Annotated in this window: 9 protein-coding genes; 4 read left to right on the forward strand and 5 right to left on the reverse strand. The window is 54.0% G+C overall.

Annotation, left to right across the window (positions count from 1 at the left end; translation table 11 throughout):
* Window positions 1–397: 397 nt before the first annotated feature.
* The 3 genes from K0H63_RS08035 to K0H63_RS08045 all read right to left on the reverse strand — a co-directional run bounded on the left by K0H63_RS08035 (window position 398) and on the right by K0H63_RS08045 (window position 5057).
* A complete protein-coding gene (locus K0H63_RS08035; RefSeq protein WP_220067487.1) occupies window positions 398–1408 on the reverse strand; it encodes a TDT family transporter in 1011 nt (336 codons plus the stop codon).
* A gap of 115 nt (window positions 1409–1523) precedes the next feature.
* Complete coding sequence (locus tag K0H63_RS08040) at window positions 1524–2603, reverse strand: methyltransferase (RefSeq protein WP_220067488.1); 1080 nt, start codon at window positions 2601–2603, stop codon at window positions 1524–1526.
* 192 nt (window positions 2604–2795) lie between these two features.
* Window positions 2796–5057, reverse strand: a complete 2262-nt coding sequence (locus K0H63_RS08045; RefSeq protein ID WP_220067489.1) for an aminotransferase class V-fold PLP-dependent enzyme — start codon at window positions 5055–5057, stop codon at window positions 2796–2798.
* A 275-nt stretch (window positions 5058–5332) separates the two neighbouring features.
* On the opposite strand from K0H63_RS08045, the gene K0H63_RS08050 reads away from it, so the two are divergent.
* Window positions 5333–5995: a TetR/AcrR family transcriptional regulator gene (locus tag K0H63_RS08050; protein WP_220067490.1), complete on the forward strand. Its 663-nt coding sequence runs from the start codon at window positions 5333–5335 to the stop codon at window positions 5993–5995.
* Between the two features lie 100 nt (window positions 5996–6095).
* Here K0H63_RS08050 and cysK read toward each other — a convergent pair whose 3' ends face one another.
* Window positions 6096–7064 (reverse strand): cysteine synthase A, encoded by a 969-nt coding sequence (cysK, locus tag K0H63_RS08055; protein WP_220067491.1) that lies wholly within the window; start codon window positions 7062–7064, stop codon window positions 6096–6098.
* 210 nt (window positions 7065–7274) lie between these two features.
* Here cysK and K0H63_RS20075 point away from each other — a divergent pair, with 210 nt between their 5' ends.
* From K0H63_RS20075 to K0H63_RS08070, 3 genes are read left to right on the forward strand one after another with little or no spacing between them, the layout of a single operon-like run.
* Window positions 7275–8420, forward strand: coding sequence for an RDD family protein (locus K0H63_RS20075; RefSeq protein ID WP_258405677.1), 1146 nt, complete (start codon window positions 7275–7277; stop codon window positions 8418–8420).
* Window positions 8417–9541, forward strand: a complete 1125-nt coding sequence (locus K0H63_RS08065; protein ID WP_220067492.1) for a beta-ketoacyl-ACP synthase III — start codon at window positions 8417–8419, stop codon at window positions 9539–9541. Before K0H63_RS20075 ends, K0H63_RS08065 begins: the two co-directional genes overlap by 4 nt.
* An 11-nt stretch (window positions 9542–9552) precedes the next feature.
* On the forward strand, window positions 9553–10803 hold the full coding sequence (locus K0H63_RS08070; RefSeq protein WP_220067493.1) for a response regulator: 1251 nt from the start codon (window positions 9553–9555) through the stop codon (window positions 10801–10803).
* Window positions 10804–10882: 79 nt separating this feature from the next.
* Here the strand turns inward: K0H63_RS08070 and K0H63_RS08075 are convergent, their stop codons facing one another.
* Window positions 10883–13231 (reverse strand): carbohydrate binding family 9 domain-containing protein, encoded by a 2349-nt coding sequence (locus tag K0H63_RS08075; RefSeq protein WP_258405678.1) that lies wholly within the window; start codon window positions 13229–13231, stop codon window positions 10883–10885.
* Window positions 13232–13360 lie beyond the last annotated feature (129 nt).

The raw sequence follows: 13360 nt of genomic DNA on the forward strand, positions 1-13360 counted from the left end.
GTATTAGAAGTTTATGAATATAAACCAAAAATAAAACCAAAAAATAACACAAATAAAACAATGTGACGTTTTGTGAGCGTTGGCTTTGGTTTAAATGGTTTCAGGTGTTAATAAAAGGTTTTTTATTATTTAATAAAGGTTTCATTATCGTATTTTTGGTGTGTTTGCGAAGATATAAATTCCTTTAAATCGCAATGAAAAGTAACAAATTGTCATAATTAAAAAAATGTGTAAGAGCAAAAAATCTGCAAAAAGAGAGATTTTTTCAAGTATATAAGGGTCGCTATTCTGTATATTTTGTCGGCTCCACCTCGGAATATTTTAAATACTCCTATTTGTTAACAAATATCATTTGGGGAGTTGTTAATAAATTTGATTGAATTAATCTGCTCGAATATTAACTTTTGTGCTGTTTGAAGTAGAAAGCCAGATATTTTGCGCTCACAAAAAGTACCACTGCCGCAGCGACAGTCAGCTCAAGATTTGCCAGATGTGACAGCCCCTGAGTCAGCTTGCTGACATACCCTTGGCCAGCCAGCCAATCGTGGGTTTTGTACAGAGCCGTGGCGCCAATGACCATGGGGAACGTAAAGGCGGCAAACCCGGGGCTGAAGGGCAACCGCAGCAAATGGAAGAAGGCAAGATAGATGATACTGGTCATCAGCACTGCCAGGGTCAGCAATAAACCTATTATTACCACCGAAGGTTCGGGGATAAGGCTCAGATAACCCGCCAATGACAGGCTTGCCGGGGCGGCGAGAATGGCCAGGGTTGGCTGAGCGGCCTGGGGCACTGCGGCGCGAAAAATAAGCCGGTACAGCATCACTGGCAGCATCACAAGGTAGGCCAGCATTCCAAACCACAGCAGAGCCTCTGCCAGCACTCTTGGGCCATGGGGAGGAAAGGCCACCGCCGCCACTATGATGCCAATGGGGGGCACGAACCAGCTGGGTACCATGCTATCCAGAGAAAAACTACGGCAGCGATGAACACAAAAGACGGTCAGAAAGCCCAGATGTGCGGCCACAGCCAATAACCACAGCACCTCACCTGCGCCGGCAACATAATTGCCAAGGCAGCGGGACACCACCATCCATCCCATAGCATAGGTGGGGATAACACTGCCCAACACCGGATGGGCCAGCTCCTCGGCCAGGATTTTGGGGTGAAGGATAAACTTGATGGTCAGGGCCATCAGCAAAATGGCACCGAGCAGGCTGCCCGCAAGCTGGGCCATTCCGTTTGCTGCGGGAAGGACATTCTCCAGCGTCCAGCCCAGGCTGGCAATGGCCAGTGCCAGCCCCCCCAGTGGACTGGGCAATTTGGCCGCGCTTGCGTGGAGGCGTTTATGCAGCCCCGTCTCAAAGACGCCCTGTGTCGGGTTGGTTTGCATGGATTGCCGGTTCATATAGCGCTCCTCATAAACAGTCAGTTCCTGAACCTGAATCGGTCCCTGGGTGAAAACAGTTTAAGGTGGGTGCTATGGTAATCATATTTGAATGTTGTTAATCGTAAGGTAAGTATTATTTAATCTCGCAGCAGAGCAGGGTATGGCCCAGGCCAATATTGTGCTTTTGCCAGCTGATAGCGAGCCCGGTCTCAGCGATAAGGCGCTCAAACACACTGGAGTGGTACATACGGCTGTTGCCATTGGCGATGGCGGTAAAGTAGAGACTGGTGGCATTCACACAGTAGGCGGATGCTTCATTGGGCTGCTTATCCCAGAAGGTTTCCAGAATATAGAGACGGCTGTCCCTGCCCATGGCCTCGCGGGTGTGGCTGAGCACGGCGCGGATTTGCGCCTCGCTGAAGCAATCGAGAAACTGACTCATCCAGTACACATCTGCGCCTTGGACAAAACTCGGAGCCTCGGTAAGTAAGTCCACTGGGTGATAATGGATGCGCTCGGCAAAGCCCGCCTCCGCACAGGCCACGCTAGCCAGCGCAAGTTGCTGAGGTAAGTCCATGATGGTGACTTTGAGGTCTGCCTGATAACCACAGCAGGCCCTGGCCCACTTGCCGGTGTTACCGCCGATATCGACCAGATGCGCGGGCTTATCTGCCAATACCAGAGGCAACAGGCTGTCGAAGGCATGGTCTGAATAGAAGTGGTCGAAGGCGAACCAGCTTTCTTTTGCCGCCAAGGGCAGGGATGACAGTGCAGGATACAGGGTGTCCCAATCGCCAAACTGACTCAGTCCGGCCGGGGTGCCGCTCAGTAATGACTCTTCCAGCTTAAACATGCCCTGATAACAAATATGATGCACAAACTCGAGGTTGGTCCGGCTCATGCCATCGTGGAGTAAAAAATGGCCGGTTTTGTCCAGTTGATATTTGCCGTCTTCGTGCCACAACAAACCCATACTGAGTCCCATGTCCAGCAAGACACCGAGTGCATACGGGGATAATGGCTCGCCGGCAAACTGGAGCTTCTGGTGTATTTCCGCAACGCTCGCGCCCCCGGTCTGGTCTATGGCATCAAGGACACCAAAGCGCAGCAGACAGCGCGCGGCCTGGAAACTGATAGGAGCAAAGGCGATTTTCTGCGCTTCACATTTGGCATCGAATGCATGCAGCGCTTTTGGCTTGGAATAGAAAGGCATAGCTCGGCCCTGAATTCAAAAAGGCCATTTGTATCAGGCTTTGCTGGCCTGGCTTATGATCTATGCCAAGGCTTGGGTAAAAAAGCCCTGGCCTTGGTGTCCTTGATTACAACAGTGGGCGGCAGCTCATGTCCCAGAATTAAAAAAAGCGCCCACAGGCGCTTTTTTGCTGTTTTCATGCCATCAGCCCAATCAGCGCTGACTTAAGGCATAACCCCCTGCCACGTGGGCAACTGCGCTGAAACCAAAACGCTCGAGAGCCCTTGCTGCCACCAGTGAGCGGCTGCCACTGCGGCAAATCAACACCAGGGGGAGACTGCGGGCATCAGTCTCCCGCGCCACAAACCCGGCCAGGCGGGTGAGGGGGACATTAACGCAGCGGCTCTCACGATGGGATAGCTGGTACTCATGAGGTTCACGGATATCCAATACCAAAGCCTCTGGATTGCTGTGAAGCAACTGCTCCAGGGTATCGGCACTGTATTCTTCGACCCCTTTAGCCTGTTGGCACTGACCATAGGCACCGCACATGATGGTTTCACCCTGCACATCCTGAAGAGTTGCATCCATGGCGTCTTTACGGGCAACAAAGGTTGCTTCATCCATTGCGCCGGTCAGAACGTCCTTTAGCAGCGCTGACTGTTTAAGTTCGACGCCAAAATTAGTGAAGAAATCATTGTGGTAATCATGGGAAGACAGCAGCAGGCTCTGGTCTCCCAACACCCGGTACAGACGCTTGAGGGTATGGAACAGTGCCTCGCTGGAAGAGGATGGGAAGTTGCTGCGGCCAATACTGCCCGGCAACACGGTATCGCCCACAAAGGCAAACTGAGGTGTGTCAGCATCGTCCAGCATGATAAAGCTGTGGCTGTCGTCTGTGTGACCGGGGCTTGGCAGTGATATCAGGGTCTGGTTTCCAAGCACCAGACGCTTTACCTGTTCGTCACGCCACATCTGGCCTTTACTGCTCAAAGGCCAACCCAGGTGATCGCACGTTTCTGTGAGACCAAGCTCGCCGATCAGCTCGGTACGTATGCTCTGATGGTCGCCATGGCCATGGGTATCCAGCACGGCCACCACTTTGAGTTCCTGACAACGAACCAGATTGAGCAAACGGTGTTTCAGGGCTGGCAGCGGGTCAACTATCAGGGTCTCACGGCTGTCTTTATCGGTGTACACCCAGCAGCAGGCACCATCGTCTTTAAATTGCACCAGGCCCTGCAGCGGCTCGCGGTCTGCTTCGCTGCTGCGGGAGTCGCGGGTGAGCAAACAGGAATGGGTCAGGGAGGATGCGGCGGTCACGATACGCTCGCAGGCGGCATCCAGTTCGGCAGCTGTCATGGCCGGGCCAAATGACAGGCGAATAGCCGATTCACTCTGCCAGCGGGGCAATCCCATGGCATCCAGCACAAAGCTGCGGGTGACTTTAGAGCTGCAGGCAGAGCCTGAGCTGACACGGATCCCGGCGGCATCAAAGAGATCCATGATTTCCTTGCTGGAAAAGCCCGGGATAGCAAAGTTCAGGGTAGTAGGTACTGTGTTATCCAGGCTGTGGTTCAGCGTCACTTCGCCGAAGGCTTGCTCAAGTGCCGCAAGTAACTTGAGACGATAGCCCTTGAGGGTTTCCTTGGACTCAAAGCGCTCCTGGGCATCACCATTGAGCATATCCAGCACTACTTTAAGCGCCGCCATGGCCGGCAGGTTTTCGGTGCCTGAACGCAATCCGCCTTCCTGACCACCACCGGCGATAAAGGGTGTAAAGGGAGCGCCATCGCGGATATAGAGCATGCCAATGCCTTTGGGGGCATAGAGTTTATGGCCACTGAAGGGCGCGTAGTCAATGCCGCTGCTGGCCAAATCGATAGCGAGTTTTCCCAGTGCCTGCACGCAGTCGACCATCCAGAAGACCGTGGGGTTGGCCTGTCTGATGCAGTGTGAAAGGGCATTCAGATCCTGATACACGCCGGTTTCGTTATTCACCGCCATGGTACAGATAAGCAGTGCGCTGGGGGCTTTGTCGCGGATAAACGCCATATCCAGACGACCTTGGGTATCCACCGGAATTGCCAGCACCTCGGCATTGATGCCAAGGACCTTGTTCCAGTGTTTGAGGGATTCAGGAACGGCCTTGTGCTCGGTGGCGCCATACAATAAGCAGGCCCCTGCCGTGACGCCCTTGTTCCTGGCTGCCACCAGAGCCGACAAAATCGCGGTTTGGATGCCTTCGGTTGCACCGCTGGTGAACACCAGTTTACCTGCGCCGGAACCCAGTTGTTTGCGGGCGGCGGCGCGGGTTTGTTCCATCAGGGCTTTGGCCTGCAGACCGGTAATATGGCTGCTGGAGGGATTCCCGTAGATATGCTCCATGGCATCCATGGCGGCTTTGGCAGCGGCGGGTAATACGGGAGTGGTGGCGTTGGCGTCGAGATAGATCAACGGCTTTGACTGGCTCATGGCTTTTTCTGTGCTCGTGTTGAATTGTTATAATTATTGGTTATATGAAATTCTGATGGATTATATTAGCAGTTTTTAGTGTAACGACAAGATGGCTTGTGGAAATTGGTATAAGCCTCGGCAGTGGGCCATTGTGGCAGCCGAACTGCGCGGAAATAGCCATACACACCGGGATGCAATCACCCTTTATTATTCAAAACAGGAATTTAATGCAGGCAGTAAAGGTGATAGCTTTTAAAAACAAAGGCGGTGAGGCCCAACGTCAGGAAGCGCGAATGTTACAACCCTTACTTTATATCGGCCGGCAAGCGAGTCGCAGTGATGGCCAGGCCCGCAGAGTTGCCATTCTCGAGGCTACCCTTAAGCTGATAGTGGCCGAAGGGATCCGCGGAGTACGCCACCGGGCGGTGGCCTCAATGGCCCAGGTTCCGCTGGCTTCAACTACGTATTACTTCAGTGATATCAAAGAATTGATCCACGATGCCCTGACATTTCATGTGGAAAAAACCATGGCGGCCAATCTGGCCCTGGAAAAGCGGAGTTTTGCGGCGCTGGGAGAGTTTAACGCGGCCTCGCTTAAAGACCGCAGTCGCCGGGTGCAATTGGTGGCCATGCTGGGCGGCTTTGTTTGCGAACACATCAAGGGCCATGCCAAAGACAGGGAAGGGCGGTTACTTGAGTTGGCTTTCCATGAAGAGGCGCTGCGTAACCCAGCGCTGGCCCAGGCCATAGTCGCACTCGATGATGCCATTTTCGGCCCCATGATGGGCTTTTTCAGTCAAATCGGTGCCAGTGCGCCGCGGGCGCTGGCGTGTCAGATGCTGGGACTTATCAGGCTGCTGGAGTATCGCTATACAGTTCGGCCATGGGACGAAGAAGAGTGCAAGAGCGCCGTGACGTCCCTGCTCGAATCCCAATTTGCGGCGATTTCTGCATAACGACTTTATGTGAAAAGCCCGCCCCCAAATTATTGGGGGCGGGCTTTTTTGTGTGGGTTGCCAAATGAACAACCCATCGTAAGACATTTACCGGTGCTTGTTACTGCACGTTTTCCTGATCGCCAAACTGACCCTGGAACAGTACAGAAGACAGGTACCGCTCGGCAGCTGACGGCAGCACTACCACGATGTTTTTGTCGGCAAACTCGGGCAGGGCAGCGATGCGGTTGGCGGCAACCACGGCAGCGCCGGAAGAAATACCCACCAGAATGCCTTCTTCTTTCATCAGGCGGTGGGCCATTTCGATGGCGTCTTCGTTGCTGACGGTTTCAACACGGTCAATCAGCTCAAGGTCAAGGTTGCCAGGAATAAAACCGGCACCGATACCCTGAATTTTGTGTGGACCAGGCTGTACTGGCTGACCGGCCAGTGTTTGGCTGATCACCGGTGAGTCTACAGGCTCAACAGCCACAGACACTATGGCCTTGCCCTGCGCCTTCTTGATGTAGCGGCTCACACCTGTGATGGTACCACCGGTACCCACGCCGGCCACCACCACGTCAACGGCACCGTCGGTATCATTCCAGATCTCGGGGCCTGTGGTTTTTTCGTGGATTTCCGGGTTGGCAGGGTTGTCAAACTGCTGCAGCAGAACGTATTTTTCCGGTGCAGATTGACGGATTTCTTCGGCCTTTTCGATAGCTCCTTTCATGCCTTTGGCGCCTTCGGTCAGCACCAGGTTGGCACCCAGTGCCTTGAGCAGCTTACGGCGCTCCAGGCTCATGGTGTTGGGCATGGTCAGGGTCAGTTTGTAACCACGGGCCGCTGCCACGTAGGCCAGCGCAATACCTGTGTTACCGGACGTTGGTTCGATGAGTTCCTTGTCTTTGGTCAGCACACCACGCTTTTCGGCATCCCAAATCATGTTGGCGCCGATGCGGCACTTTACAGAGAAGCTGGGGTTGCGTGCTTCAACCTTGGCCAGCACCTTGCCGTTGCTGACGCGGTTCAAACGCACCAGGGGGGTATTGCCAATCGTGTATGAATTATCTTCAAAGATTTTGCTCATGGGAATGCAGCTCCTGTGACTTTATCGCATTTAAGCATAATCGCTGTTACGCCGTTGAGAAGTGATTCTTTGTTCTTCGTTATTTCTTTTAGTTATTAAAGCATTCTCTTTTATTCATAATGTCTGATTTGTTCGGCAATTGAATGTGATAACCTCAAATCAATAACAAGAGAGTTGTCATCCACGGGTGTACAACCGCCGGACACAAGCATGACAGAGCCTCAAGCCAATCACACAGGCGCCTTGCCCGGTGGCAAGGACCCCCGCACCATCATTACGCCCCACGCCTTCAGTGTGAATGAAGGCCTGCTTTACACGCCGCTGGCATCCCCCCTGAAACGTGCCCTTGCCATCACCATCGATGGTTTGGTGATTGCTGTGCTCGCAGAGGAAGCAGGTGTGGTGTTTGTGCTGCTGGTATTGCTCGCCTCTTATCTGAATAAACGCCTCACCAGTGTTGGCCGCTATGCCAAGCTGGCTATCTACCTCTTGATGACCCTGATTATGCTCTATGTGTTATCTGAGTCGCTGGCGCAGCGTGGCGACGGCGCAGAAAATGCCGGCGCGCAACAGTCCGATGGCATATCGGTGACCCAGTTAATCGCATTGGCGCCAAACACAACCGCACTTGCGCTTTGCGAAAACCAGCGCTGCGCCGAGGAACAGGCAGATGCCCTTGCCCAAAAGCTGTCGACCTCATCACTGTCCCGGGAAGAAGCCGAGGCGTTGCTTTTTGGCACCCTGGATGAGGTCTCGCTGACGGATGCGGAGCGTATGGCGCTGAAAGAGCGGCTAAAGGTGCATTTGGCCGGGTTGCCAGAACGCGGCAGTGCGGCCGTGACTGGAGATAAAGCCACTTCAGCCGTGTTGCAGACCGGTTCGGCTCCGGACGCTGCACAGTCTCAGGATAATACGCCCACAACCGTGAAGATGTCCCCTGGGGATGATGACAGAGACATCCAGTCTGGCAGTGGGTTTAAAGATTTTGAGGCCGCCCCCATCGGCAACTACAGCCTCATTCAGTGGGTAAAAGGCATTTTGAACGACCTTGGCCTCGGTTTCGGCTGGGCCGCTTTCTACTTTACTGTGTTTACCGCCTGGTTTGATGGTCAGACACTGGGCAAAAAACTCCTTGGGATCCGGGTGATTTCATTGGACGGCTCCAAGTTGGGACTCTGGGCTGCTTTTGGCCGCTATGGTGGCTATGGCGCCGGGTTCGCGACCGGACTATTGGGTTTTTTGCAGGTGTATTGGGACGCAAACCGCCAGGCCATTCAGGACAAGATATCGTCCACCGTGGTGATTGATTTAACCAAACCACGGCAGACCCCAGATCCAGAAGGAAACAAAACATGACTCAGTCAATTGCCATTACCGGCACCGGCGTTTTTACGCCGCCGGAGGGGATAGACAATGATGCCCTTGTCGCCAGCTTTAATGCCTATGTCGATCTCTTTAACCGGGAGCATGAAGGCCAAATCGACCTTGGCCACATTGAGCCACTTGCCTACTCATCCAGCGAATTTATTGAAAAGGCCTCGGGGATTAAGCATCGCTATGTGATGGTGAAAGACGGGATCCTCGACCCTGAAATCATGATGCCGCTGATCCCGGAGCGGCCAGCGGATGCCCTGTCACTGCAGGGTGAAATGGGGGTGTTGGCCGCTCAGGAGGCTCTGGCCAATGCCGGGCTGCAACCATCAGATATCGACCTGGTCATAGTCGCCTGCGCCTATACCCAAAGGGCGTATCCCGCCATGGCGATCGAGATTCAGCAGGCCCTGGGTACATCGGGCTTCGGGTTTGATATGCAGGTGGCCTGCAGCTCGGCGACCTTTGGTTTGGCTGCCGCCAAGGGGTTGATTGCCCAGGGCAGTGCCAGACGCGCCCTGGTAATTTGCCCCGAAATTTGCTCGGCGCAGGTCAACTACCGAGACCGCGACAGCCATTTTATTTTTGGTGATGTGGCCACAGCCATGGTGGTTGAGCCTTTGGTCGGCAGTCGCAGCCACCAGAGCTTCGAAATCCTCGGGCATCGCTGTGTGACCCAGTATTCCAACAACATTCGCAGCAATTTTGGCTTTCTCAATCGCTGCGATCCGGCTACCGCCTACGACGCCGACAAGCTGTTCCATCAGCAGGGCCGAAAAGTGTTCAAAGAACTCTTGCCTATGATCTACAGTCATCTCGACAGTCAGTTTGCTGAGGCAGGCCTCACGCCTGAGGCCATGAAGCGGCTGTGGCTGCATCAGGCCAACATCAATATGAACCAGTTTGTGGTGAAGAAGCTGCTGGGGGATGATGTGAGTGCAGATAAGGCGCCGGTGGTGCTCGACCGTTATGCCAACACGGCATCGGCCGGCTCTGTCATTGCGCTGCATCAGCACAGAGCAGGGCTTGGCAGTGGCGACCTGGGACTTCTGTGCTCCTTCGGCGCGGGTTATTCCATTGGCAGCTTTATTTTGCGGGCAGTGTAAGGAGTCTCAGGGTGCGGATTCTGGTCGTCGAAGACAGCAGCGTGGCAGCACGCGTCCTCAAGCATATGCTGACTCATCAGCTCGAGTGCAGCATTGACGTTGCGCCGGATTTAGCCAGCGCCGCGGCCCTGCTCGCCGAGCATGACTATTTTGTGGCCATCTGCGATCTCAACCTGCCCGATGCACCGGGCGGGGAGAGTGTCGAGCTGGTGCTTGGCAGTCAGACGCCCTGTATCGTGCTGACCGGCAGCCTGGATGCGCAGCAGCGACGGCGCTTGTTGCAAATGGGCATAGTGGATTATGTCTACAAGGAAAACCGTTACAGTTACGAGTACGTCGTCAAACTCATCGCCACCCTTGCCCGCAACCGCCACACCAAGGTGCTGGTGGCCGACGACTCGGCCCTCAGCCGCAAGTTTGTCCGTAACCTGCTGGAGCTGCATCTTTTTGAAGTGATTGAAGCCGAAAACGGCAGCAGGGCCCTGGAGCTGCTTGACGCCGTGCCCGGCATTCGCCTGCTTATTGCCGATTACAATATGCCGGGTATCGATGGTTTTGAACTTATCTTGAAGGCCCGGGAAAAATTCAGCCGTGAGGAAATGGCGATTATCGGTCTTTCAAACGACACAGACGAAACCCTCACGGCGCGATTTATTAAAAACGGTGCCAATGATTTTTTGCAAAAGCCCTTTGTACACGAAGAGTTTCACTGTCGCGTCAGTAACACCCTGGAACCCCTTGAGATGGTCAGGCAGCTCTGGGAGCAGGCCAATCTGGATTACCTGACTTCAGTATATAACCGCCGTTTTTTCTTCAATCGCTTCAGTCAGCAGGTGCCAGTGCTGGGGCAGCAGGGCGCGAGTTTTTCGCTCGCTGTGCTGGATATCGATTTTTTTAAAGACGTCAATGATAACCATGGCCATGATGTCGGCGATTTTGTACTCACTGAGTTTGCTTCCCGCTTGAAGCAGTCGCTCGGGCAGCATTTTACCGTGGCCCGTTTTGGCGGCGAGGAATTTGTAGTGGCTTTGAAAGGGCTGGACGGCAAGCGTGTGCTGGCACTGATGGAAGGCTTTCGTGAACGCCTGGCGATGGAGCCATTTGTGTTTGGTGAGCTGGAACTGAGATTGACCGCAAGCATAGGCATTGCTGAGCTTGGGCAAGGCAGCGGGGATACTCTGGATAGCCTGATAAAACGTGCCGATGTGGCACTCTACCAAGCCAAAACAAGCGGGCGTAATCGCTGCGTGTTGGCAGAGTAAGTTCGTTTTGAAAGCGTCGCAGGAGTACTGAAAGCGCAGCAGATGAACCATGCTGCGCTTTTTAATACCTTTCAGTCAGTTACAAAATAAACGCGTAACTCATCTTCATAAACAGCGATTGTTCGGTACGGGTCAAGCCCGGCCAATGGTCGTCCGCCTGCATGCCATCGGCATAACCCAGATAAAACACACTGAGCGGGTTGAGCTTATAGCCATACAGCAGCTCTGTGCCCAAATCTTTGCTGAGGTTATCCGGCCTGTGGTAAAGGTAAAGCCCGGGGTCACGGCGAATGTGGGTATAAATACCTGAAAATCTAATGAAACTTTCTACATTCAGCTGCCAGTTGATGCGCACATCCGTGAGATTGGCGGTGATAAGTCGTCCTTCGTCCACATCGAGGGCATAGTAAGCGTGGCTTGCCTCAATCATCAGGCCGTCGGTCAGCTTGAGCTCAAGCTCGCCGCTGGCCCGCAGGCTGGTTCCCAGGCGGTTATTTTGCAAGTCAACTTCGTCTCCCCAGGATGCGGCCAGACCCCCGCCAACCCACGACAGCGGATGCGCGCTGGCTTCAGCCCAGAAACGGGTTTCATCAAACAGGGTTGTGTTGCCGTCAATGGCGAGTGAGCTTGCATCGAGTCGACGCCCCACCTTTTCGCGGGTTAACCAGCCACCGCCTACCCAGCTTTGCCAGCCACCTTCAGCCGAGAGCCAGCCTTCCAGCTCCTGCTCGATTTTCTCGCCATTCTGGTTTTGGGTAATGTCCCAGTCGCCGCCAAGCTCCACTTCGTTGAACCAACTGTCGGTGGGGTACCAGATATAACCGCCGCCCAGCACGGCTTTACGTTGGTCGACTTTCTCGATAAAGCCCAGATCGGCGCGAAAATCCTCACCCACCGACTCGTAATCGGCTTTGAGGTAGTAGTCTCTGGTGGCGTGCTTATAGCCAAGCCGGTACATCTCGCCCCGAAACGCACGGTCTTTATGGGTTCTGAGTACCTGTTCATTGAGTTGGCAATCGTTGAGAACGCAGCTGTCTGCCGGCAGGCAGTCATCATCAGAACCACAAAAGTCCCGATACAAATCGACGGGATACAGGGTGTCTGAACTGGCAAACTGGCCGATAAAGGTGTCCTGGGCCGTTGGCTGGTATTTGATATCCGCCGACAACACCAGATTGTGGTAATCGTTGCTGCGCTTGCCGGTGATGACTGCACCTACGGCAAGCCGCTCACTGCTGGTGTAGAGATAGCGGCCGGCAAGGTTGTGGCTCTCGCTGTCGATAGTGGCAACCGAAGAGCCCAGGTTACCGGGCACCAGAAAGTGGCTGGCGCTGTCGTTGGCACCCAAAAATGCAAAGGTGTGTGCCTCTGACTTGTGGGTAAATTTTACCCCATAGTCCGGGTCAACCAGATTGCGGGTATGCAGCAGTGAGACCTGAGAGTCGAAATACTCTTTGTTATCAAGGAAAAAACTGCGCTTTTCATCGAAAAACAGAGCGAAACTCGAGTTGACGTCCAGCTGGCCTGCATCGGCTTCCACCTGCGAAAAATCGGGATTCAGGGTGGCATTGAGCAAGGAAGATGGGCTCAGCGCCCAGCGAAGGTCCACGCCCGCATCCACATCCTGCTCATCCTGCCATTCACTGCCGGGGGCTTGTCCTCGAACTCTGTGGCCCTTGGCGACGAGGGAGGGCGTCACCTGAAGCCCGTTGCCAAGATTGACCGTGGCCAAACCGCTCGCCACACCGAGCTGGCACAACTGGCAGCTGTTTTGCCGGGAAATGGCGTGGGTCGATAGCCTGCGCTCGGCGTCTCTGGGATGAAAGCGGATGAGCTCAAATCCCCAGGTTTTGTCACCGGGGCTATCATCAAAACTCAATTGCGACAGTGGGATAGCCACTTCAACCTGATAACCTGTGTCTGTGATTTTCCCCGCGCTCTGCCAGATGCCATCCCAGGCGGCACTTTCAGTCTTATTAAGCTCATTTTCGATGGAGTCGAGTTGAACCCCCAGTGGATTGATAAAAAACTGATAGGCAAGACGGGCATTGTTAAAGGTATCCAACTTGATACCGACCATGTCATCGCCCCAGATATCGTCTCTGGGGCGTAAGTGGGCCCGGACGTCGCCCGGGTTGGGATCGTTAGCCTTGAATGCCACATACAGGGTGGAGTCTGTGGCATATACCCATGCCTGGGTTTGCACTGTTGCGGGGGCATTTTCGGCCGGACGGGTTTCGAATGTCAGAAAAGTGCTGGATGCCTGCTGCCAAACAGGGTCGCTGAGATCGCCGTCAATCTGTGCCTCTGTGGCAAGTGAGGGAATGCGAATATCAAATTGGCTGGCACTGCCGGCAAGGCTGAGCTCTGGGGTTAAGGCAAACAGCAGCGCCGCAGCGGGGGCTAAAGGGAAACGAAAGGGTTTCATTAAGTGTGTTCTTGTCATTATTTTGTGGGCGAGTGTAACCCAGCCGAAGGTCGCTATGTAGGTGGATTTGTTACAAATTCTGAATGGAAATAAAACGCCCGCATAGAAGCGGGCGTTTTGTGGTGCTGA

Origin of the sequence: Shewanella zhangzhouensis (assembly GCF_019457615.1) — a bacterium.
GTDB classification, from domain to species: domain Bacteria; phylum Pseudomonadota; class Gammaproteobacteria; order Enterobacterales; family Shewanellaceae; genus Shewanella; species Shewanella zhangzhouensis.